Consider the following 21,938-nt stretch of genomic DNA (forward strand, 5'->3'; position numbering starts at 1 on the left):
GATTGCCTGGGAAGCCGGACGAACGAGAAAAACCTGCAAAAGAATTTGCGAATTATTTTCAGGTAGCCTGCAGACTGACCCAATAGCGGGTGCGATAGACCACCCGTACCGGCAGGGTACGCGCCAGCATCGCCAGCACGCGGTCACTGTCGTCCAGCGGGAAGACCCCGGAGATACGCAACCCGGCCACCTCCGACGCACAGCGCAACACGCCCGGTCGCTGGCGCCCCAGCTCGGCGAGAAACTCCGCCAGCGGCATCTCGTGGGCCACCAGCAGGCCATCGACCCAGCGCCCGCGATCGACATTGGCACTGCCCAACTCGTGCAGCGCGCCAGCGCTCAGATGCACCCGTTGCCCGGCCTCGATGCGCTGCGTCACACCACCTCTGGGCCGTGCCTCGACACCCCCCTGATAAACCGCCAGCTCGCAGGCATGAGCCTGCTGGCGCACCTGGAAACGGGTGCCGAGGGCGCGCAGCAGGCCCTGCTCGGTACTCACCAGAAACGGCCGACCCAGCGGGTCGGCGGCGGTCTGCACGAGAATCTCGCCCTGATACAGCTGGATCAAGCGGCGCTCGTTGCTGTAGTGGATATCCAACGCGGTATCGCTGTTGAGATACAGGGTGCCGCCATCAGCCAACTGCAGGCGGCGCCGCTCACCGGTGCCGGTACGTTGTTGCGCCAGCAACGGCTGCCAGGGCTGCAGATGCTGGCCCAGCACCCCGGCGGCCACCAGGCTGCCGAACAGGCCTAGTTGCTTGAGCGCGCGGCGCCGCTGACGATCCACTTGAGCGCCCGCCAGCGCCTGCCTGGCCAGTGGCGCCGAGACTCCGACAAACTGCTGGCCCAGGTGTTCCAGGCGCTGCCAGGCCTGCTCGTGCTGCGGATCGGCTGCCCGCCAGTCGGCGCACAAGTGCAACTCGTGCGCCGTGGCAGTACCCGAGGCGAGGCGCACGCGCCAGGCAATCGCCTGCTGCACCGTTTCGTCGAGCGCACTCATGCGTAGGCCACCCGGTAGCAATGAGTGAAGGCCTGGGTCATGTACTGCTGGATGGAACTGACCGACAGGCCCAGGCGCTCGGCGATCTGCGGGTAGGTCAGGCCATCCAGTTGCGACAGCAGGAAGGCTTCGCGCACCACCGGTTTGAGACCATCGAGCAAGCGATCGATGGCCACCAGGGTCTCCATGACCAGCGCCTGGCTCTCCGGTGAAGGCACCTCTGGCTCGGGCAACTGCGCCAAGGCTTCCAGGTAAGCACGCTCCAGACTGGCGCGGCGGTAGTGATCGATCAGCAGGCCACGGGCGACCGTGGCGAGAAAGGCCCGCGGCTCACGCGGAGCCTGCGCCTCGCGCTGCAACAGCAGGCGCACGAAGGTATCCTGGGCCAGATCGGCCGCCTGCTGCGGACAGGCCAGGCGCTGGCGCAGCCAGCCGAGCAGCCAGCCGTGATGGCCGCGATAGAGCGTTGCGAGGGAATCGCCTGAAAGAGGTTGGGCCATCGCCGAGAGTGTTCCATGAGACAGGACAGAAACGAATGCGAATATATTGCATTTGAAAAATACTGTCACTATGCCCTATCGCACGCTGGGCGCTTTTGCCGAGCGCTGCCAGAAATCAGGGACTCCACTCAACGAATCACGGTGAAGGCCTATCAACTCAATACTGGCCAAACGGCAGCGAGTCCTTTATTCTCGCCAGCACTGTACAAACAACCAGTTAATTACTGACCAACACGCATGAAGGCAGACGAGGTGATGAATGGCCGTCGAAGTGGTGTATCGCAGCAGTCGCGATCCGGAGCGCTTGTTTATGGATAAGGCCGAAGCCGATCGTTACGACAAGATGCTGGAGTTGGCCGAGCGGCTGAGCGAGGTTCTGCACAAGGCGGTACCATCCTTGAGTGAAGAACAGGGCGAGGAGCTGGGTATCTTCATGGCCAAGAATCGCGATGTATTCGCCAAGGCGTTCAAGAGCCAGCCGGATGCGCTCGAGGAACTCGAGATCGAGACCGCCAGCGAGTGACCGTGTAGCGCGGCCCCTCTTCCGCACGAGGGGTCTGCTCGGTAAAACCATCCAGCATCATGCTCTGCTGCCTGGGTATTGCGCCGCGACCTGCTCCAGCCATGCCGGCAACTCTCGTCGCTTGATACCCTCACCTCGCGCACGGGCCAGCTGTTCGAGCATGTATTGACGTTTGCGCTCATCGCCCTCGGCAAAGGAAAGCGCCAGATCGCGGTCACTCCATTGGCGAATGCGGCGAAACAGCCACCAGTGAAAGTACAGGCCAGCGGCTGTGGTGACGACGATAATGAAATAGTCCATGGTGAATCCTCCTTTCACCACGCTAATCGAGCCCGTACGCGGCGCCAAGTGCGGCATTGCCGCAGGCTATGGAGGCCACTCGATGATCCGTTGCAAGCGGGTTTATCTCGATGCCCAGGCCGGCGACGGCCAACGCATACTGGTCGACCGACTATGGCCAAGGGGCCTGTCCAGGGACGCCTTGGCATTCGATGAATGGCTACCCGAAGTCGCACCCTCTACCGAACTGCGCAAGGCCTTCGCTCACCGCGTCGAAGCCTTCGATGATTTCAGTGCGGCCTACCGCCGTGAGCTGGCTGGCCACCCCGAACATTGGCAGCCTCTGCTGCATTGGGCGGCGGGTGGCACGCTGACGCTGCTCTACGCCGCACGCGATGAGGTGCACAACAACGCAAGGGTTCTGGCGGAGTTCCTCGAAGAGGAGCTGCAGCGATACGATTCGCCCAGTTCACCTGTGTGCTACCAGGGCGAATTCGACGGCAATTGACCGTACAGGAGTGACAGGCTAGCCTTCGTACTTTCGCGACATATTCGAACCTGCTTCCATGACCATCCCCGCGCATTGCCTCTACGACTTCGCCAGCGCCGCCTGCCGCGCCGCTGCCGATGGCTGCGCGCCACCACCAGCCTGTCACGCCGGCACTCCACCGCCGCCGGCCTCCGTCCAAGCGGGCTAACCCCGCCCTTCCTCGCTCCGTTTCATCGGCCTTGCCGAGACGTGTCTTCGCGCGCGTGCGGAGCTCATACGGATTTTCGACAGGTGTTCCATCATGTGTTTCGATTCAAGCTCTCTGCGCACCTATGGCGCGACCGCTCTGTTCGTATTGCTCTGGTCCGGTGGTGCAATCTTCGCTCGCCTGGGCCTGGACCATGCCTCACCCTGTGCCTTTCTGGTCCTGCGTTTTGCTCTCGCCTTTGCAGCGCTGGTGCTGATCGCCAGTTGTTCCGGGGTCTGGCTACCCGAACGCGACTTGCGCTGGCCAACCGCCAAGGCCGGCCTGCTGATGATCGGCGGTTACAGCATCTGCTACATGCTGGCGTTGGCCAAAGGCATCACCCCCGGTGTACTGGCGACGGTGCTCGGCGTACAACCCATCCTGACCCTCATGCTGCTGGAGCGGCGCGCCTCGCTGCTGCGTGTGCTCGGTTTGCTGCTGGCGCTGGCCGGGCTGGCAATAATAGTCGCGGGCAGTTTGCTGAGCAGTGCCATGCCACTGTCCGGTATGGCGCTGACTCTTGGTGCCCTGCTCTGCATCACTTGCGGCACCATCGCCCAGAAAAACCTGCGACAGACGCCCATGCGCGCTCTGCCACTGCAGTACGGCCTCTGCCTGCTGGCTAGCCTGATACTGCTACCCAGCCAGGAGTGGCAGGTGCGTTTTGACGTCGGGCTGATCGTGCCGCTGCTGTGGATGGGACTGGTGATTTCGGTGGGCGCACAGTTACTGTTGTACCGGCTGATCCAGACCGGCAACCTGGTCAATGTCACCAGCCTGTTCTATCTGGTTCCGGTGACGACAGCGCTGCTCGACTACCTGCTGCTGGGGAACCGTCTTGCGACCAGTGCTCTGGCCGGAATGGTCGCGATCCTGCTCGGCCTGGCCCTGGTCTTTCGCTTCGCCCCTCAGCTGGAACGGGTCGGATAGCCGCTAGGTGCGATAGAGCAGGCTCTCTGCCAGATAGTCGGCGACTCGCGCCGGGGAACGTTTTTCAGCCTGAGCATGGGCATAGACCTCGGTCAGACGCCGGCTGATCTGCGCCAGGTGCGCGGTGATCGCCGGTAGTTCTTCACCGCGATGACGCAGTGCCACATAGATCAGCCCTCCGGCATTGAGCACGTAATCCGGCGCGTAGAGAATCCCGCGAGCTTCCAGCTGGTCGGCTACTTCGGGGCTGGCCAGCTGATTGTTGGCAGCCCCTGCCACCGCTGCGCAGCGCAGGTGAGCGACCGTCTGCGCATTCAGCACACCACCTAGGCCACAGGGCGCGAGAATGTCGCAGGGCGTGGTGAGCAGCGCATCGCTGGTAATCGGGTGCGCCCCCAGTTGCTCGACGGCCAGTTGCACACGCCCGGCATCGAGGTCGCTGACCAGCAGTTCGACGCCAGCGGCATGCAGCGCTTCGGCCAGGGCGAAGCCGACATTGCCCAGACCCTGAATGGCGACCCGCAGTCCCTCCAGATCGTCGCTGCCAAGGCGCGCCTGGGCGGTGGCGCGAATGCCCGCGAATACGCCCAAGGCGGTGTGCGGTGACGGATCACCCTCGCTGGTCGTGCTGGTTGCGTGATTGGTGTACTGGGCGATGCAGTCCATATCGGCACTGGAGGTGCCGCTGTCGATGGCGGTGATGTAGCGTCCATTGAGGGTTTCGATAAAACGCCCGAAGGCTTCGAACAGCGCAGCTCGGCTCTGCAGATGCGGCGGACGGATGATCACCGCCTTGCCGCCACCGTGATCGATACCGGCCAGCGCTGCCTTGTAGCTCATGCCCTGAGCCAGACGGATGGCATCGCCAATGGCGCTATGTTCATCGGCATAGGGCAGGTAACGACAGCCGCCGAGTGCTGGCCCGAAGCGGGTGTTGTGAATGGCGATAACGGCCTTGAGACCGCTGGCCGGATCCTCGGCCAGGTGCAGGGCCTCGAGGCGGGCGGCTTCCATCATGCTGAACATGGGCGAGCTCCCGATCGGATTTCAGGCCTCAGTATAGGAGAGCCACACTGGACGACGACCTTGTCAGGGACTACAAAAGCACAATCCAGTGGAGAATGCGATGAACCCACGCCAAGCCTGCCTGCAGTGCCTGCAACGCGATCCACCCGCCCTGTTCGAGGCGGCGCTGTGGATCGCCGCCGAACACGATGATCAGCTCCAGCCCGCGCAGATCATGAGCGACCTGCACAGCCTGCTTCTACAGGTCAGCGCTGGACTACCCGCCCTGCCCGCTCGCGAACTGGCCCAGCCGCTGCTGCGCCGACTTGCCGAGCTCGATTTTCAAGAAGACGACGAAGGCGTGACACGTCCATGCCATGCCCTGCTGCCTGAAGTGCTACGCCGCCGACGCGGCCAGCCGCTGACCCTGGCTTTGATTGCGCTGGAAGTGGCGCGTCGCCTGGACATTCCACTACAGGGCGTGAATTTCCCTGGTCATTTCATGCTCCGTGTACCTGGCGCCGATCACCTGCTCGACCCTTGCGGTGGGCGCCGCCTGTACACCCGCGACTGCCGTGACCAGCTCTATCGCCAGCTCGGCCCGGATGTCGAACTCAGCGCTGTGCACCTGCAGACCGCCGACGCCACCGACATACTACGACGCCTGTCGCGCAATCTGCGCCTGCTGCATATGCAGCATGATGCCCCGGAAGCAGCCCTCAAGGATGCCGAGCGTGTCCTGCAACTCGGCCCGCCGAACCTGGTCGATCACCTGGCTCGCGCGGATGTCTATCGGCAGCTGGATTGCCCACAGGGTGAGCGCTATGACCTTGAGCACGCGCTGCTGTTCTGTGAGGAGGAGGGTCTGCGCCTGCAGTTGAGCCAGCGTTTGCGCAACCTGGCACGTGTGCCGGCGGTGCATTGAAGCTGCAGACCAGGCGACTCGGACGAGCGAGATATCAGGCGGATGCCGCCAGGCTGTGAAAACTGAAGTAGTAACGCAGCGCGTCGATCATCTCGACGTAGTCGGCAGGCGGTGCGACCAGAGCGAACCCGGAGTCATAGATGCCAGGCGTGACATCTTCACGGCACCACTGGCAGTTGGCGGAGAAGTCGATGAAATGCATGCCATGCTGGCCTGGAATCTTCAGGCGCATGTCGAAGCGTGCGCCCACCAGCATCGGCAACTGACTGATCAGCATCAGACCGTCGAGAGAGACATTGCCGATGGAACCCATCGGTTTGTCGGTGATGCGATTGAACACCTTCAGGTAGTAGGGCAACTGATGGCGTTCGATTCGGCGCTGGCTACGCATAGTGGCAAATCGCTACAAAGGGACTTGAGTATGGCCCTACTACGGCCACTTAACCACCCTCAAGAACAGCGTTGGGCTATCCGCTCGCGCAGCTGGCGACGAGCGGTGTCGGTTTCTTCATCACTGTAGTAGATGCGCTCGCCGCCGGCGTCTTCGCGATAGTAGCGAAAGCCCTCCGGCATCTGCGCCAGGTGTCGGCGCAGCTCACGACATTCACTGGCCCGCTCTTCGCGCTGCGCAGCTGCTGTCGCTGCAGCCTGCTGTTGTTCTTCACGCCGGGCATCGTAGAAACGCTGACGGCGCTCTTCACGCTCACGCGTATGTTCGTCGCGCTCGATCACCTGCGGCCTGACCTGCACGGTTTCAGCCCCGGCAACGGGCCTTTGGCCAAAATGCACCCGCCCCTGCTCGTCCGTCCAGCGATAGATTTCCGCCGTCGCCAGCGTGGGCAGCAATGCAGCGATCAACAACCAGTGACGCATGTTCATCCTCCGTGAGAGACATACGCCAGCTTATACCGCACCGCGTCGCCGAGGAACGCCGGACGACCGAAGGCTCAGAGTGTGGCCGGACTGACCTTGGCCGCCGGCGCCGGGCTGTGATGCCCCAACTGCTCCAGCGTCTGCAGACGCGCGCGGGCGCGGTAGGCGTACTCGCTGGCCGGATAGCGCGTGATGATGAACTGGTAGGTCTGCGCGGCATCGACGAACAGGCTCTCGCGCTCCAGGCATTGACCGCGCAGCAGGGAAATCTCCGGCTGCAGATAATTGCGTGAGCGGCTCTTGCGCTCGGCCTGCGACAGCTCCAGCGCGACACGGGCGCAATCACCTTCGTTGTAGGCGCGATAGGCATTGTTCAGATGATGGTCGAGCGAGACACGGGTGCAACCCGCAGCCACCAGGGCCACGGCCAGAATGATCAGGGTACGCATGGGTAATTCCTCCAATGAGCAGTGTATCGACAGCCCAGGCAAAAACTGAACAGCGGCAAGCCAACGACGGTTTTTCTGGCAGCGCCTTGGCATGAGGCCACTGCCTCTCATTTTATCGACGCCAGCGCCACGACCGCTCGACCTCTCCAACCAGCGCTAAATCCCCGTCTGCGCTGACCCACATCAATGCCGTTCAGCGCAACAGGGTCTGTAATGCAGATACAGACTCCAGGCGAGGACGCTGCCATGAAACTGCAACGACTGTTGGTCGTCATCGACGCCGAACACCAGCAACAACCCGCCCTGCAACGCGCAGCCGATGTGGCCCGCAAGACCGGCGCCGAATTGCACCTGTTGCAGATCGAATACCACCCAAGCCTGGAAGGCGGCCTGCTGGACAGCCATCTGCTCAACCGCGCCCGGGAAGCCATCCTGCGACAAAGCCAGGAGGCCCTGCGTGCCAGCGTCGCTCACCTGAGCGATGAAGGATTCAAGATCGAAGTGGATGTACGCTGGGGCAAACGCCGTCATGAAGAGATCCTCGCCCGCGTCGCGGTGCTGCAACCGGACATCCTGTTCAAATCGACCCACCCCAGCAGTGCGCTGCGCCGCCTGTTGTTCAGTGATACCAGTTGGCAGCTGATTCGTCGCAGCCCGGTGCCGCTGTGGCTGGTACACGACGCCGAGCCCCATGGTCAAAGCCTGTGCGCTGCACTCGACCCGCTGCACAGCGCGGACAAACCTGCCGCCCTCGATCATCAGTTGATTGATGCCAGCCAGACCCTGCAGGCCGAGCTCGGCTTACAAGCGGAATATGTGCACGCACAAGCGCCTCTGCCGCGTTCGCTGCTGTTCGACGCCGAGGTAGCGCAGGAATATGAAGACTACGTGACCCAGTGTAGCCGCGAGCACCGCGAAGCCTTCGACAAGCTGATCGCCCAGCACGCCATCGATAGAGCACAGGCCCACCTGCTGGACGGTTTTGCCGAGGAAGTCATCCCGCGTTTCGTGCGTGAGCACAATATCGGCCTATTGGTGATGGGTGCCATCGCCCGTGGCCATCTGGACAGCCTGCTGATCGGCCATACCGCAGAACGGGTGCTGGAACGTGTCGAGTGCGATCTGCTGGTGATCAAACCGCACGGCAAAGGGTAGTGCACAGGAAGAATGACTACAGCCCGGCGCCGTAGTAGCCTCCCGCTCATAGTTCACTAGGGAGTTCGTGCATGACCTTTCGCCGCACCAAAATCGTCGCCACCCTGGGCCCGGCCAGCAGCTCGCCGGAAGTGCTGGAGCAACTGATCCTCGCCGGTCTCGACGTGGCCCGTCTGAACTTCTCCCACGGCACGCCGGACGACCACAAGGCGCGCGCCTCTCTGGTTCGCGAGCTGGCCGCCAAGCATGGCCGTCATGTTGCCCTGCTCGGCGACCTGCAAGGCCCGAAAATCCGTATCGCCAAATTCGAGAACAAGCGTATCGAGCTCAAGGACGGTGACCTGTTCCGCCTCTCCTCCAGCCACTCGCGTACGGCCGGCACTCAGGAAGTGGTCGGTATCGACTACCCGGCACTGATCCAGGACTGCGATGTCGGTGACGAACTGCTGCTCGACGACGGCCGCGTGGTCATGCGCGTCGAACTCAAGGGCGCCGACGAGTTGCACTGCCGCGTACTGATCGGCGGCCCGCTGTCCGACAACAAGGGCATCAACCGCCGTGGCGGCGGCCTGACTGCGCCAGCGCTGACCGAGAAAGACAAGGCCGACATCAAGGTCGCCGCCGAGATGGACCTGGATTACCTGGCCGTGTCCTTCCCACGTGATGCCGCCGACATGGACTACGCCCGTCGCCTGCTCACCGAAGCCGGCGGCACCGCCTGGCTGGTGGCCAAGATTGAACGCGCCGAAGCCGTGGCCGATGACGAAGCGCTCGACGGCCTGATCCGCGCCAGTGACGCAGTGATGGTCGCCCGTGGCGACCTGGCCGTGGAAATCGGCGACGCCGAGCTGGTCGGTATCCAGAAAAAGATCATCGCCCACGCCCGTCGCCTGAACAAAGCGGTGATCACCGCCACGCAGATGATGGAGTCGATGATCCACAGCCCGATGCCGACCCGCGCCGAAGTCTCCGACGTGGCCAACGCCGCGCTGGACTACACCGATGCGGTGATGCTCTCGGCCGAAAGCGCCGCCGGCGAATACCCGGTCGAAGCCGTACAGGCCATGGCTCGTGTGTGCCTGGGCGCCGAGAAACACCCGACCAGCAAGCAGTCCAGCCACCGTCTGGGCCGCACCTTCGAGCGCTGCGACGAAAGCATTGCCCTGGCGACCATGTACACCGCCAACCACTTCCCCGGCGTGAAGGCCATCATCAGCCTCACCGAGAGTGGCTACAGCCCGCTGATCATGTCGCGCATCCGCTCGTCGATCCCGATCTTCGCCTTCACGCCGCACCGTGAAGCCCAGGCCCGCGTGGCACTGTTCCGTGGCGTCTACACCGTGCCGTTCGACCCGGCCTCGCTGCCAGCGAACAAGGTCAGCCAGGCGGCGGTGGACGAGTTGCTCAAGCGCGGCGTGGTCGAGCCGGGCGACTGGGTGATCCTGACCAAAGGCGACAGTTACCACGGCACCGGCGGCACCAACACCATGAAGATCCTCCACGTCGGCGATCCGATGGTGTGATCTCCCCGTGAATGCAAAAGGCCGCTCATCGAGCGGCCTTTTGCGTTTCAGCAGTCTCGCTTCATTTCTGGTTGTAGCTCTGAATCAGGTTGGCGTAAGCCGGCAGGTGGCCGCCAAGAATGCCGCCAAACCCTTCAACATCGTTACGCCAGTCACGATGCAGCTCACCACCGACGCTGAACCAGTTGACCAGTTGGGCGCCGGCATGGGCCATGCGTGCCAAGGCGGCATCACGCACCGCAGTGTTGAAGGTGCCGGAAGCGTCCGTCACCACGAAGACGTCATAACCGGCTTCCAGTGCCGATAGTGTGGGAAATGCCACACAGACATCGGTGACCACACCCGCGATGATCAGTTGCTTGCGCCCGGTGGCCTTGATCGCGTTGACGAAGTCCTCGTTGTCCCAGGCGTTGATCTGCCCCGGGCGAGCGATGTAGGGCGCATCCGGGAACATGGCCTTGAGCTCCGGCACGATGGGACCATTGGGGCCCGTCTCGAAGCTGGTGGTAAGAATGGTCGGCAGCTTGAAGAACTTGGCGATATCGGCCAGCGCCATGACGTTGTTCTTGAACTCGTCGGGCGAATAGTCGCGCACCAGCGAGAGCAGACCCGCCTGGTGATCGATCAACAATACGACGGCATCGTCCTTGTCCAAACGCTTGTAAGTGAAAGCCATGGGAAAACTCCTGTACGGGTGATGAGGCTGAACCTCGAGACCATTGCGATCTCGAAGGACGCTCAGCCTAGTGGCCAAGGCCGCTGGCAATCGACCGCGCAGAGGGAAAATAGCTTTTCGAAAAAACCGAACAAAAATCCTCGACGAAGGCATTACCCTCGTCCAATCGAATCGGGGGGAGAAGCCCGCACATGAAGCTTGATCTGCAGGAAATCGAAACCTATCTGCGGGTGGTGGAACTGGGTGGCGTAAGCCGGGCAGCGGAAGATCTGGCGCTATCCAAGTCGGTGATCAGCAAGCGTTTGAGCGATCTGGAACAACGTCTCGGTAGCAAACTGCTGCACCGCTCGACGCGCAAGGTCACACCGACCGACACCGGCCTGGCCTTCTACCAGCAGGCCAAGCAGGCACTGCTGGAGCTGAGCGAAGCCGCCGAGGCGGCAGCCTTCAATGACAGTGGTCTCTGCGGCCGCCTGAACATGCTGGCACCGATGAGTTTCGGCACGCTCTGGCTGGCGCCGCTGATCGCCGAATTCATGGGCCTGCATCCAAAGCTTGAAGTCAGCCTGTATCTTGAGGATCGCATCAGCGATTTCGAGCGCGAAGGGTACGACCTCTGCGTACGGATCTCACGCATCGGCGATAGTGCACTGATCGCCCGCAGGCTCGCCAGCAGCGCCCGGATACTCTGCGCCAGCCCGGAGTACCTGCAAAGGCAAGGCACGCCGCAACATATCGAAGCGCTGCGTGAACACGACTGCATCGGCTACAGCAACGTCGCTTCACGGCAATTCTGGTCCTTCGAAAACGACGATGAGCAAGGCGAACTGGCGAACGTGGCACCACGCGGTCGGTTTTCCAGCAACAACGGCGAAGTCATGCGCGAACTGGTGCTGGCCGGCCAGGGTCTGGCGCTGCTGCCAAGCTTCCTGGTCCACCAGCATCTGAAAGACGGCTCGCTGGTCGAGATACTGCCTCAGGCGCGGCCCAAACCTTACTCCATCTATGCCATGTACCCGCGCTCCCGGCGGGCATCACGCAAGGTCGTGGCGCTTTGCGAGTTTCTCCAGCAGCGCCTGCTCGAACCGCCTTGGGAATAGATCAGGAAAACCGAGAGAAATCCGGCTTTCTGCGCTGCATGAAGGCCGTCAACGCCTCGACGGCCTCCGGCGAACGCAGGCGCTGGCCGAACAGGGCGCCCTCCTCCTCGATCACCTGGCGCAGCTGCTCGCGATCCGGGGCGCGCATCAGCCGTTTGCTGTCGGCGACCGCCGATGGCGCCAGCTGGAGAAAACGTTGCGCCATCTCGCGCGCCTTGTTCAGCGTCGCCGCGCCATCCTCCAGCGCCAGGTTGGCGATCCCCCAGGCCGCCGCCTGCTCCCCCGTGAAGGCCTGGCCGAGCAACAGCAGCTCAGCGGCGCGTGCGTGGCCCAGCAGACGCGGCAGGATCAGGCTGGAACCGTACTCGGGGCACAGACCAAGATTGACGAAGGGCATTTTCAACTGCGTATCACGGCTGACGTAGACCAGATCGCAATGCAGCAACAAGGTGGTGCCGATCCCCACCGCCGGGCCAGCCACTGCGGCGACCACCGGTTTGCTGAACTCGAACAGCGCGCGCATGAACTGGAACACTTCGCTGTTCAATCCGCTGGGCGGCGCCTGGATGAAGTCGGCGACATCGTTGCCGCTGGTAAAGCACACCTCGCCACCAGTGAGTAGCACCACGCGCACGCTGGGGTCGCGCTCGGCTTCGTCCAGTACTTCGGCCATGCCGGCGTACATGGCGCGGGTCAGCGCATTCTTCTTGTCCGGGCGGTGCATGCGCAGGGTCAACAGACCGCCGTCGCGTTCGATATGCAGGTGTTCGCTCATGCAAGGCTCCAATGGGTACGCCGTACGCACCGGCATCGGGCCTGGCCAGCCACGCACAGCCTACGCGCGAGTGAGAAAGACGTCGGCGAGCATCTGGCTGCGCGGCAAACCGGCCATGTAGAGGCGCCGCGCGAAGCTGTCGACCGTCACGGGATGGCCGCAGAGTAAGGCGAGGGTCTGCCGCGAAACAAGGCGCAGTTCGGCCAAAGCAGCCGGCAACTGCGCCGCCGTTACCAGCTCCACCTGGAGGTTGGCGTGCTGCGCCGCCAGTGCCTGAAGTTCACTCGCCAGGTAGTGTTCAGCCGGGTCATGCGCCACGTGCAGCAGGCGGATGGCGCCTTGGTGCTCCTGACGCAATGCTTCACGCAAGACCCCGTAGAGCGGTGCCAGACCGGTACCGGCGGCCAGGAGCCAGAGCGGTCGCGCCTGCCAGTCGGCGTCGTAATGCAGAGCGCCACCGCGTAGCTCGCCGAGGCGCAGCGTGTCGCCAACCTGCAGGCGCCGCGCAGCATCGCAGAACGCGCCGGGCATACGACAATCGATATGAAACTCCAGACAGTCGTCCTCGCTCGGCACGCTGGCCAGCGAATAGGGGCGCGCCACAGCCTGATCGCTCCACAGCAGCAGATGCTGGCCGGGGCGATAACGCAACGGCCTGGCCGGCTGTAAGCGCAGGCGTAAAACCTGCGGGCTGGGCCAGTCCAGCGCAGCCACCTTGGCTGCCAGGCCATCACGCTGAGGGTCGAAGGGTTCGACCTGCAGGTCCTCGACCACCTGGCACTGACAGGCCAGGCGCCAGCCCTCGGCGCGCTTGTCGGCCGCCAGTGCCTCGGGCTGGCGATCCAGCGGCTCACCGGCGACGCAGCGCACCAGACAGGCGTGACAACTGCCGGCGCGACAACTGTACGGCACCGCCACACCGCCACCGAGCAAGGCATCGAGCAAGTTGGTTTGTTGGACGACCTGCAACTGCAGAGCACCCACACGCAGTTCAGGCACCCGCGTTCTCCCAGCTGGCATCGCAACGATTGCGTCCGCCGCGCTTGGCCTGGTACAGCGCCTGATCGGCACGCTGCAGGGCTTCATCGAGATCGTCACCGGCAACCAGTAAAGTCATGCCGGCGGAGAGACTGAGATTGTCCACCTTCACGCCCACCGGCTCGGCCCTGGCAAAGGCTTCACGCAGGCGCTCGCAGCAGGCGGTGAACTGGTCGGCATCGGTATTAGGCAATAGCAGAACGAATTCCTCACCGCCGTAGCGGGCAATGATGTCGCCGTCACGCAGACAGGCACGGGCAACCGCGGCAAAGGTTTGTAGCACCCGGTCGCCCGCAGCATGGCCATGAGCATCGTTGATTCGTTTGAAATGGTCCAGGTCGATCAGCGCCAGGCCGTGATGCCGCCCGTGGTCCAGATGTTCCAGTTCGCGGGTGGCCAGACGCAGGAAATGGCGGCGGTTGAACAACCCGGTGAGTTCATCGGTGGCGACCAGGTCCTCGAGCTGGCGCATCATCCCGCGCAGGGTGTCCTGATGCGCCTGCAGGGCAAAGCGACGTTGGCGCATGCGCTTGCGCATGGCCTGCACGTAGCTGGAGAACAGGCATAACCAGACCAGCAGGATGAACAGCACCCACACCTGCAACCAGGCCATGCCCGGGTCCACCAACTGCATGCGGTAGGCTTCGATCAGCACCATGGCAGTGAAACCGAAGAAAGCGAAAGCGGCGCAGCGCACGAACACCCGCGGCGGCAGCTGGAACACGCCGAATAGCAGGATCAGTACATAGAACACCATCATCACGCCGCGCGCGCTGTCGAACAGCGCCAGCACCGGCGGCTGCCACGCCAGTGCCACCAGCACCTGGGCTTCGGTCAGGCTGGGATCGTCACAACGCAGGTTACGACCGGAAAGGAACAGCCAGAGGAACACCAATTGACTGCCGAACACGCCCAGGGTCAGCCAGGCGGCGGTGCTGATGGAGCCGAGGAAAAGGCCATTGAACACAGCGAACCAGCAGACAAGCGCCATCATCGCGTAGGTAGCGAAGGCCATGGCGAAGCGTTTGAGCAGGAGGCTCTGCAGGCTGCGTTGGGTTCCCCGGCGAGTCGTTGAGCTCATGGGCTCCATCCCATACTGGCATCTGGCCGTACTCTACCCCTGTGATCACAAAAAACCTAGGCCGCAGTAGGAAACCGCTAAAAATCAGACGAGCCAGTCAGGGCGGGAAAGAACAGGCGAAAACGATCACAATCGCGCCCGAGGTTACTAGCGGTAAATGAGCATTCGACCAGGCTGGCGTTACGCCTGTTTTAACGTAGCGATGGCAATGCACGACTGCATGGATGCAGGAGGTACAGCGACGCAGCAAGCCAAAGCCGAGGTCGCTTTGCCGGCGCCCGATAACCGCCCACTGCACTTGCCACCGACCTTCGGCTGCTGTGCCCGACGCGAGCGGGTGCGGTATACTGCCGCGCCTTTTTGGGCGGCTCTGAAGATATCGCCAAGGTGATTTCCAGAGCGGCCCTTCCGCCGTTGCGCCGGGTCGTTGTCCGGCGCTTCCTTGTTGATGTTCCCTGATAGAGGAGCGCCCCAATGACCGTGATCAAGCAGGACGACCTGATTCAGAGCGTCGCCGACGCACTGCAGTTCATCTCCTATTACCACCCCGTCGACTTCATCCAGGCGATGCACGAGGCCTACCTGAAGGAAGAGTCACCGGCCGCCAAGGACTCCATGGCGCAGATTCTGATCAACTCGCGCATGTGTGCCACCGGCCACCGCCCGATCTGCCAGGACACCGGCATCGTCACCGTGTTCATCAAGGTCGGCATGGACGTGCGCTGGGACGGCGCCACCATGAGCGTCGATGACATGATCAACGAGGGCGTGCGTCGCGCCTACAACCTGCCGGAAAACGTCCTGCGCGCCTCAATCCTGGCCGACCCGGCCGGTGCCCGCAAGAACACCAAGGACAACACCCCGGCGGTGATCCACTACTCCATCGTTCCCGGTGACAAGGTGGAAGTGGACGTCGCGGCCAAGGGCGGCGGCTCCGAGAACAAGTCGAAGATGGCCATGCTCAACCCGTCCGACTCGATCGTCGACTGGGTACTGAAGACCGTACCGACCATGGGCGCCGGCTGGTGCCCGCCGGGCATGCTCGGCATCGGTATCGGCGGTACTGCCGAAAAAGCGGCAGTGATGGCCAAGGAAGTGCTCATGGAGCACATCGACATCCACGAGCTGCAGGCTCGCGGCCCGCAGAACCGCATCGAAGAGCTGCGCCTGGAGCTGTTCGAGAAGGTCAACCAGCTGGGCATCGGTGCCCAGGGCCTGGGCGGCCTGACCACCGTGCTCGACGTGAAGATCATGGATTATCCGACCCACGCCGCGAGCCTGCCGGTGTGCATGATCCCCAACTGCGCCGCCACCCGTCACGCCCACTTCGTGCTCGACGGCTCCGGCCCGGCATCGCTGGAAGCCCCGGATCTGGACGCCTACCCGGAAATCGTCTGGGAAGCCGGCCCGAGTGCGCGTCGCGTCAACCTCGACACCCTGACCCCGGAAGACGTGCAGAGCTGGAAGCCGGGCGAGACCGTCCTGCTCAACGGCAAGATGCTCACCGGCCGCGACGCTGCGCACAAGCGCATGGTCGACATGCTCAACAAGGGCGAGCAACTGCCGGTGGACCTCAAGGGGCGCTTCATTTATTACGTAGGCCCGGTCGATCCGGTGCGTGAAGAAGTGGTCGGCCCAGCCGGCCCGACCACCGCTACCCGCATGGACAAGTTCACCCGTCAGATCCTCGAGCAGACCGGCCTGCTGGGCATGATCGGCAAGTCCGAGCGCGGCCCGATCGCCATCGAGGCGATCCGCGACAACAAGGCCGTGTACCTGATGGCCGTCGGCGGCGCCGCCTACCTGGTGGCTCAGGCGATCAAGAAGTCCAAGGTCCTGGCCTTCGAAGAACTCGGTATGGAAGCCATCTATGAGTTCGAAGTCAAAGACATGCCGGTGACCGTCGCCGTCGACACCAAGGGTGAGTCAGTACACATCACCGGCCCTGCGATCTGGAACAAGAAGATCGCCGAAAGCCTGGCGGTAGAAGTGAAGTAAGCGTCAACGCTGCAAAGCAAAAAGCCCGGCCATGTGCCGGGCTTTTGCGTTTTAGGGCATGAATCCGCAGCCGTCAGGCGTCCTGCAACAGTTGCCGGCCTCGCGCCAGGTAGCTGTCCATCTCCGCCTGCGGCACCATGCTGCCGCCGGTCGCCCATACCAGATGGGTCGCCTGAGCCATGCGCTGAGGAGTGAGGCCCATGCGCTGGCGATAGCCCTGCTGCTCGCCAAGCACCCGCAGCACACCCGGCATGCCGGCCAAGGCCGAAGGTTCCAGGCGCTGGCCCTCGGTCTGCTCCAACAACGCCAGGTAGCGGAACATCTGTTCATCGCTGACCGTGTAATAACCATCGATCAGGCGCTGCATGGCGCGGCCGACGAATCCGGATGGTCGACCGACCGCCAAGCCATCGGCCGCCGTGCGGTTGTCGATGCCGAAATCCTGCACCGCCAGCTCCTCATGCCGGCCGGTATGCACGCCGAGCAGCATGCAGGGTGAATGCGTGGGTTCGGCGAACAGGCAGTGCACCGCGTCGCCGAACACCAGCTTCAGGCCAAACGCCACACCTCCCGGCCCGCCGCCCACGCCACAGGGTAGATAAACGAACAGCGGATGCTCGGCATCGACCACAACGCTGGCTGCTGCCAGTTGCTGCTTGAGACGCTCACCGACCACCGCATAGCCGAGGAACAGGTGCCTGGAATTCTCGTCATCGACGAAATGGCAGCGCGGATCGGCCTCGGCCTGACGCCGTCCCTGCTCCACCGCAACGCTGTAATCGCTGGCGTACTCGACCACGGTCACGCCATGGGCGCGCAGCTTGTCCTTCTTCCATTTGCGCGCATCGGCGGACATATGCACCGTGGCCCGGAAGCCCAGACGTGCACTGATGATGCCGATCGACAGGCCGAGATTGCCGGTGGACCCCACCGCCACCTGATAGCCACCGAAGAAGTCGCGCATCGCGTCACTGTCGAGGCAGGCGTAATCATCCTCGAGGCTGAGCAGCCCGGCCGCCAGTGCCAGGTCCTCGGCGTGCTTGAGCACCTCGTAGATACCGCCACGGGCCTTGATCGAACCGGAGATGGGCAGGTGGCTGTCGCGCTTGAGCCACAGGGTGCCGATTCCCTCTTCCGTCTGCGCCTCTTCACCGAGCAGCGCCTGCATCTGCGGCAGGGGCAGAATGTCCGACTCGATGATCCCGCCACTGACGGCCGTCTGCGGGAACACGCGGGCCAGATAAGGCGCGAAGCGCGCGAGACGCGCGCTGGCATCGGCCACGTCCGCAGCGCTCAAGCCCACATCGCCCAGCGCCTCGCTGACAGGTGCCACGGCGGGGTTGAACCAGCTGGTTTCACGCAGTGCGATCAGCTCGTCGAGCAACGGATATTGCGCGCGCCACTGGGCGAGCGACTGGCCAAGGATCATCGGCAGCTTCCTCATTACAGGCAGTTAACGGCGCCCATTAGATGATGCCCGTGGCCATCTGGCAAAGGCCGCGACAAGCAGTCAAGCGGAACGATACCCACCCAGACGAGGCCTAACGCGGAAATTGCCAAGGAGTTGCCATGACCTTTTCCATCGTTGCGCGCTGCCCACGTACTGGACAGTTCGGCGTCGCGGCGGCCACTGCGATGCCCGCCGTCGGCAAACTGCTCAGCCATGCCGCCGCCGGTGCAGGAGCGGTGGCGACCCAGGCGCAGGTCAACCCCTATCTGGGGCTGGATGGCCTGGCGCTACTGCGTCAAGGGTTATCGGCGAAAGAGGCGCTCGAGCGCCTCAAAGGCACCGATCCCTGCATGGAACTGCGTCAATGCGCGTTGATCGACGCCCAGGGCAACAGCCTCTGCTGGACCGGCGAAAAGTGCATTCCCTGGGCCGGTTCGCTGGTCGGCGAGCAGTTCTCCGTACAGGGCAATCGCCTGGTCGGCCCACAGGTGCTGGAGGCAGTAGCCGAAGCCTTCCGCCACGCTGAAAAGCACCCGCTGATCGAACGCCTGATCGAAGCCCTGGCCGCTGGCGACCGCTGCGGCGGCGACCGGCACGGCGAGTCGTCGGCGGTGATCTATGTGGTCGATCAGGAGGAATATCCGCTGTGGGACATCCGCGTCGACCATCACCTCGACCCGGTGGCCGAGCTGCGCCGCCTGCACAAGGTATTCGCTCGCGAGGTGCTGCCAGAGATCCTCGCGATGCCGACACGCGACAATCCGGCGGGCCTGGCAGCGGAGGATTCGGTCTAGGCCTGCCGGCCAACAGGGGGCCCGAAGCGCTCCAGTTGCATCTCGCGCAAGCGGCTAAGCGTGCGGCGAAAGGCAAAACCGAGGTAGCCCTGGGTGTACAGCTCATCCAGCGCCACCGCGGCCTCGATATACAGCGGCACACGGCGGTCGTAGCACTCGTCGACCAGGGCAATGAAGCGCCGCACTGCATCGTCGTTGCGCGACAGCGCCGGCAACTGCCGATCCCCGGCGTCGACCCGCTCGGCAGCATCCTCGGTGCCGCGGGCGATGCGCCCTTCACGCTGCTCGCCACCCAGGCACGGCACCTCGCCAAGCAGGATGGCCGGGAAGCGCTGGCACAATTCGATGAAATCCACCGCCGCCAATGGCTGCTCGCACAGATCGTGGAAACGGCACCAGAGCGCCGCTGGGCTTTGACCGAGGGTCACCACACTGCGATGGGCCAACTCCACTGGTTCACGGCCAATGACCTGCCCCTCGCTCATACGGGCGAACAGCTCTCCCAAGGCCTGCGGCTGCCGTACCCAATAACGCTGCACCTCGGCACCGGGATGCAGGCGGTGATCCTGCTCGCCGTCCACCGCCACCACCTGCATATGCGCCTCGAGCGCGGCGATGGCCGGCAGGAAGCGCTCGCGGTTGTAGCCCTCGGCGTAGAGCTGATCCGGCGGCTGGTTGGAGGTCGCCACCAGCACCACACCCTGCTCCACCACCAGGCTGAGCAGGCGACCGAGCAGCATGGCATCGCCGATGTCGCTGACGAATAGCTCGTCGAAGCACAGCACACGCACCTCGTGCCCCAGCTCCTCGGCCAGCAGGCGCAACGGGTCGGCATTGCCGGTCAGTTGGAACTGGCGGCGATGCACCCACTGCATGAAGTGATGGAAATGCTGCCGCCGTGCCGGTACGCGCAGGCTGGTGTAGAAGCTGTCCATCAGCCAGGTTTTGCCGCGCCCGACCGGCCCCCAGAGGTAGACGCCGAGTGGGCGCTCACCGCGATGCACAGCCTCATGACAGTGCTGCAGCGCATCCACGGCACGGCGCTGCGCGGCATCGACCACGAAGCCGGCTGCAAGCGCACGTTGGTAGGCGGCCTGGGGCGAGTCCGGCAGGGCTTGCGGCGCGTTCAACGCAGCACCAGCCGGCCGTCATCGAACTGTCGCGGCCAGTCTCGGCGGGTGAACACCTGGCCCTGCTCGCGCACGCGGCGCACTTCAGCCAGATCAAGGTCGCAGATCAGCCAGTGGCTACGCGTGGGGCACAGCTCTTCGCTCTCGGCGACGATACCGCTGGCCGGCATGCCGTAGTCCGACGGTACGTAAAGCGAAGCGCGGCCGTAGCCTTCGTCGAGCGAAGGCGACCAGGGCGCCAGGCCCACGGTAGGCGAATGCAGCACGGCGATCTGATTCTCCAGCGCCCGGGCCTGGGCGCCGATGCGTACACGGTGAAAACCGGCCACGGTGTCGGTGCAGCTGGGGGCGAGAATCAGATCGACGCCCGCCTCGGCCAGGGTATGCGCCAGCAAGGGGAATTCGTTGTCGTAGCAGATCAGGATGCCCAACTTGCCCAGCGCGGTATCGAACACCTTCAGCCCGCTACCCGCCGCGATATGCCACTGCTCCAGCTCGAAGCGGGTCATGATCAGCTTGTCCTGAGTACCCAGGCAGCCGTCCGGGCCGAACAGCCAGGCGCGGTTGCGGTAGATGCCGTCGTCATCCAGCACCGCTACGGAACCGGGTTGCAGGTAGAGATTCAACCGCCGCGCCAGGCTCTCGCACAACGCCAGCCAGCGTGGCAGCAGCGGCTGGATACCGGCGATGGAACCGTGCAGGTCACCACGCTCGGCTTCCGGTAACTGGCCGGTCAGCACCAGGCCGGCGTACTCCGGCAGCAGCAACAGTTCAGCGCCCTGCTCAGCCGCTTCCTCGCACAGGGTGGTGAGGTGCTCGGCGTAGGCCTCCCAGGTGGTGAACAGCTCGATATGGTACTGGCAGGCGGCAACCTTGATCATGGGGCAAGCTCCTTCAACCAGAACGACATGGGCTTGGCCGATTCTCCGGCTTCGTCCAGGTCGCGCCAGTGGTACTGGGTGTGCAATTCGGGGTGATGACGGTAGCCGCGGCGTGCCCAGAAGGCATCCAGCGGCTGGTAGTCGGCGGGCCGGCGCGGGTGGTCGGCCGGGCGCTGCACGGCGCAGAATGCGCACCAGTCGAAGCGACCCAGCGTATGCGCATGGGCCTCGCGCTCGGCAAAGAAACGCACGCCCAGACCACGCCCGCGCCAGGCCGGCAACACCACCGACTCGGCGCAGTAGAAGATCCGCGCCGGGTTCCAGCCCGCGGCAACGAACGGCTGCTGGAATTCATCGGTTTCATCCTGCAGCGGCAGCGCGGTGGAAGCGCCTACTACCTGACCGGCGTCGAGCACCAGCACGCACAGGCTATCGGCACTGCGCACATAGGTGGCCAGGTACTCGGCCTCATAGTCGAGGTTGCCGTCATAGAGGTAGGGAAACTCGCGGAACACCTCGATGCGCAAACGCGCGAGGTCGTCGATATGGGGTTCGATCTCCGCTCCCCGCAGCAGTCGGATATCCATTGCAGTCGCTCGCCAGCAACAGGGTGACGCCAGTAGCTATACCAGCGGTAAACGGCGAACTTATCATGCGGGCCAACCAACCACTAAACACGCTACGAAAGGAACTTAGCCATGACCGCCACCGAACTGGTTCAGGCCTACTACGCCGCCTTCAATGCCGGCGACATGCCCGCCTTTCTCGATCTGCTGGCCGACGACGTGGTGCACGACATCAACCAGGGCGAGCGTCAGGTCGGCAAGGCCACCTTCACCGCCTTCATGGACAAGATGAACCGCTGCTACCGCGAACGCCTGACCGACATCGTGGTGATGCAGAACGCCGCTGGTGACCGCGCCGCCGCCGAATTCATCGTGCATGGCGAATACCTGGCCGACGATGAAGGCCTGCCGCCGGCCAATGGCCAGACCTATGTGCTGCCGGCCGGCGCCTTCTTCGAGATCAAGAACGGCAAGGTGGCGCGCATCAGCAACTACTACAACCTCAATGACTGGGTTGCCCAGGTGGGCTGAAAGGTGCGCATGGCGCATG

At 63.6% G+C, this 21,938-nt stretch carries 25 protein-coding genes; 10 read left to right on the forward strand and 15 right to left on the reverse strand.

Annotation, left to right across the window (positions count from 1 at the left end; genetic code table 11):
- Positions 1–58: 58 nt before the first annotated feature.
- Entirely contained in the window at positions 59–1,000 is a 942-nt protein-coding gene (locus BM186_RS17270; protein WP_074916912.1) for a FecR domain-containing protein, read from the reverse strand.
- The gene (locus tag BM186_RS17275) at positions 997–1,500 is read right to left on the reverse strand and encodes a sigma-70 family RNA polymerase sigma factor (RefSeq protein ID WP_074916914.1); all 504 of its coding nucleotides are present in this window, start codon (positions 1,498–1,500) and stop codon (positions 997–999) included. The genes BM186_RS17270 and BM186_RS17275 overlap by 4 nt, the downstream gene beginning before the upstream one ends.
- Positions 1,501–1,759: 259 nt before the next feature.
- On the opposite strand from BM186_RS17275, the gene BM186_RS17280 reads away from it, so the two are divergent.
- On the forward strand, positions 1,760–2,023 hold the full coding sequence (locus BM186_RS17280) for a YebG family protein (RefSeq protein WP_003462365.1): 264 nt from the start codon (positions 1,760–1,762) through the stop codon (positions 2,021–2,023).
- Positions 2,024–2,080: 57 nt separating this feature from the next.
- Here the strand turns inward: BM186_RS17280 and BM186_RS17285 are convergent, their stop codons facing one another.
- Positions 2,081–2,323, reverse strand: a complete 243-nt coding sequence (locus tag BM186_RS17285; protein ID WP_074916916.1) for a hypothetical protein — start codon at positions 2,321–2,323, stop codon at positions 2,081–2,083.
- An 82-nt stretch (positions 2,324–2,405) separates the two neighbouring features.
- Here BM186_RS17285 and BM186_RS17290 point away from each other — a divergent pair, with 82 nt between their 5' ends.
- Together BM186_RS17290 and BM186_RS17295 are read left to right on the forward strand one after the other, a co-directional pair.
- Positions 2,406–2,810, forward strand: coding sequence for a DUF488 domain-containing protein (locus tag BM186_RS17290; protein WP_074917161.1), 405 nt, complete (start codon positions 2,406–2,408; stop codon positions 2,808–2,810).
- A 283-nt stretch (positions 2,811–3,093) separates the two neighbouring features.
- Positions 3,094–3,969 (forward strand): DMT family transporter, encoded by an 876-nt coding sequence (locus BM186_RS17295; protein WP_074916918.1) that lies wholly within the window; start codon positions 3,094–3,096, stop codon positions 3,967–3,969.
- A gap of 3 nt (positions 3,970–3,972) precedes the next feature.
- On the opposite strand, the gene BM186_RS17300 is transcribed toward BM186_RS17295, so the two are convergent.
- A complete protein-coding gene (locus tag BM186_RS17300; protein WP_074916920.1) occupies positions 3,973–4,995 on the reverse strand; it encodes a Leu/Phe/Val dehydrogenase in 1,023 nt (340 codons plus the stop codon).
- A gap of 100 nt (positions 4,996–5,095) precedes the next feature.
- Here BM186_RS17300 and BM186_RS17305 point away from each other — a divergent pair, with 100 nt between their 5' ends.
- A complete protein-coding gene (locus tag BM186_RS17305) occupies positions 5,096–5,899 on the forward strand; it encodes a SirB1 family protein (protein ID WP_074916922.1) in 804 nt (267 codons plus the stop codon).
- Between the two features lie 34 nt (positions 5,900–5,933).
- Here the strand turns inward: BM186_RS17305 and BM186_RS17310 are convergent, their stop codons facing one another.
- The 3 genes from BM186_RS17310 to BM186_RS17320 all read right to left on the reverse strand — a co-directional run bounded on the left by BM186_RS17310 (position 5,934) and on the right by BM186_RS17320 (position 7,221).
- Entirely contained in the window at positions 5,934–6,290 is a 357-nt protein-coding gene (locus BM186_RS17310; RefSeq protein WP_017674984.1) for a PilZ domain-containing protein, read from the reverse strand.
- Positions 6,291–6,349: 59 nt separating this feature from the next.
- Positions 6,350–6,772: a DUF4124 domain-containing protein gene (locus BM186_RS17315; protein WP_074916924.1), complete on the reverse strand. Its 423-nt coding sequence runs from the start codon at positions 6,770–6,772 to the stop codon at positions 6,350–6,352.
- 74 nt (positions 6,773–6,846) lie between these two features.
- Positions 6,847–7,221: a tetratricopeptide repeat protein gene (locus tag BM186_RS17320; protein ID WP_017674986.1), complete on the reverse strand. Its 375-nt coding sequence runs from the start codon at positions 7,219–7,221 to the stop codon at positions 6,847–6,849.
- Between the two features lie 246 nt (positions 7,222–7,467).
- On the opposite strand from BM186_RS17320, the gene BM186_RS17325 reads away from it, so the two are divergent.
- Both BM186_RS17325 and pyk read left to right on the forward strand, forming a co-directional pair.
- The gene (locus tag BM186_RS17325; RefSeq protein ID WP_074916926.1) at positions 7,468–8,376 is read left to right on the forward strand and encodes a universal stress protein; all 909 of its coding nucleotides are present in this window, start codon (positions 7,468–7,470) and stop codon (positions 8,374–8,376) included.
- 71 nt (positions 8,377–8,447) lie between these two features.
- A complete protein-coding gene (pyk, locus tag BM186_RS17330; RefSeq protein ID WP_072425786.1) occupies positions 8,448–9,899 on the forward strand; it encodes a pyruvate kinase in 1,452 nt (483 codons plus the stop codon).
- Positions 9,900–9,960: 61 nt separating this feature from the next.
- Here the strand turns inward: pyk and ycaC are convergent, their stop codons facing one another.
- A complete protein-coding gene (gene ycaC, locus BM186_RS17335) occupies positions 9,961–10,575 on the reverse strand; it encodes an isochorismate family cysteine hydrolase YcaC (protein ID WP_021490228.1) in 615 nt (204 codons plus the stop codon).
- A gap of 191 nt (positions 10,576–10,766) precedes the next feature.
- Here ycaC and BM186_RS17340 point away from each other — a divergent pair, with 191 nt between their 5' ends.
- Positions 10,767–11,675 carry a LysR family transcriptional regulator gene (locus tag BM186_RS17340; protein WP_074916928.1) on the forward strand — a complete coding sequence of 303 codons (909 nt, stop codon included), beginning with the start codon at positions 10,767–10,769 and terminating at the stop codon, positions 11,673–11,675.
- Position 11,676: 1 nt separating this feature from the next.
- Here the strand turns inward: BM186_RS17340 and BM186_RS17345 are convergent, their stop codons facing one another.
- The 3 genes from BM186_RS17345 to BM186_RS17355 are packed head-to-tail and all read right to left on the reverse strand — an operon-like array spanning position 11,677 to position 14,569.
- A complete protein-coding gene (locus tag BM186_RS17345; RefSeq protein WP_074916930.1) occupies positions 11,677–12,450 on the reverse strand; it encodes an enoyl-CoA hydratase in 774 nt (257 codons plus the stop codon).
- A gap of 60 nt (positions 12,451–12,510) precedes the next feature.
- On the reverse strand, positions 12,511–13,449 hold the full coding sequence (locus tag BM186_RS17350; RefSeq protein ID WP_074916932.1) for an iron-sulfur-binding ferredoxin reductase: 939 nt from the start codon (positions 13,447–13,449) through the stop codon (positions 12,511–12,513).
- Positions 13,442–14,569 (reverse strand): GGDEF domain-containing protein, encoded by a 1,128-nt coding sequence (locus tag BM186_RS17355; protein ID WP_072425790.1) that lies wholly within the window; start codon positions 14,567–14,569, stop codon positions 13,442–13,444. Before BM186_RS17355 ends, BM186_RS17350 begins: the two co-directional genes overlap by 8 nt.
- 474 nt (positions 14,570–15,043) lie before the next feature.
- Here BM186_RS17355 and BM186_RS17360 point away from each other — a divergent pair, with 474 nt between their 5' ends.
- A complete protein-coding gene (locus BM186_RS17360) occupies positions 15,044–16,567 on the forward strand; it encodes a fumarate hydratase (protein ID WP_074916934.1) in 1,524 nt (507 codons plus the stop codon).
- A gap of 73 nt (positions 16,568–16,640) precedes the next feature.
- Here the strand turns inward: BM186_RS17360 and dsdA are convergent, their stop codons facing one another.
- Complete coding sequence (dsdA, locus tag BM186_RS17365; protein ID WP_074916936.1) at positions 16,641–17,996, reverse strand: D-serine ammonia-lyase; 1,356 nt, start codon at positions 17,994–17,996, stop codon at positions 16,641–16,643.
- A gap of 140 nt (positions 17,997–18,136) precedes the next feature.
- Between dsdA and BM186_RS17370 the strand changes: the two genes are divergently transcribed.
- On the forward strand, positions 18,137–18,811 hold the full coding sequence (locus BM186_RS17370) for a DUF1028 domain-containing protein (protein WP_074916938.1): 675 nt from the start codon (positions 18,137–18,139) through the stop codon (positions 18,809–18,811).
- Here BM186_RS17370 and zapE read toward each other — a convergent pair.
- The 3 genes from zapE to BM186_RS17385 are packed head-to-tail and all read right to left on the reverse strand — an operon-like array spanning position 18,808 to position 21,409.
- The gene (zapE, locus tag BM186_RS17375; protein ID WP_074916940.1) at positions 18,808–19,941 is read right to left on the reverse strand and encodes a cell division protein ZapE; all 1,134 of its coding nucleotides are present in this window, start codon (positions 19,939–19,941) and stop codon (positions 18,808–18,810) included. The genes BM186_RS17370 and zapE overlap by 4 nt on opposite strands.
- On the reverse strand, positions 19,938–20,822 hold the full coding sequence (locus BM186_RS17380; RefSeq protein WP_074916943.1) for a carbon-nitrogen hydrolase family protein: 885 nt from the start codon (positions 20,820–20,822) through the stop codon (positions 19,938–19,940). Before BM186_RS17380 ends, zapE begins: the two co-directional genes overlap by 4 nt.
- Positions 20,819–21,409 carry a GNAT family N-acetyltransferase gene (locus BM186_RS17385; protein WP_074916945.1) on the reverse strand — a complete coding sequence of 197 codons (591 nt, stop codon included), beginning with the start codon at positions 21,407–21,409 and terminating at the stop codon, positions 20,819–20,821. The genes BM186_RS17380 and BM186_RS17385 overlap by 4 nt, the downstream gene beginning before the upstream one ends.
- Positions 21,410–21,520: 111 nt before the next feature.
- On the opposite strand from BM186_RS17385, the gene BM186_RS17390 reads away from it, so the two are divergent.
- The gene (locus BM186_RS17390; protein ID WP_072425796.1) at positions 21,521–21,919 is read left to right on the forward strand and encodes a nuclear transport factor 2 family protein; all 399 of its coding nucleotides are present in this window, start codon (positions 21,521–21,523) and stop codon (positions 21,917–21,919) included.
- Positions 21,920–21,938: the final 19 nt, after the last annotated feature.

Origin of the sequence: Ectopseudomonas toyotomiensis (genome assembly GCF_900115695.1) — a bacterium.
GTDB lineage: Bacteria > Pseudomonadota > Gammaproteobacteria > Pseudomonadales > Pseudomonadaceae > Aquipseudomonas > Aquipseudomonas toyotomiensis.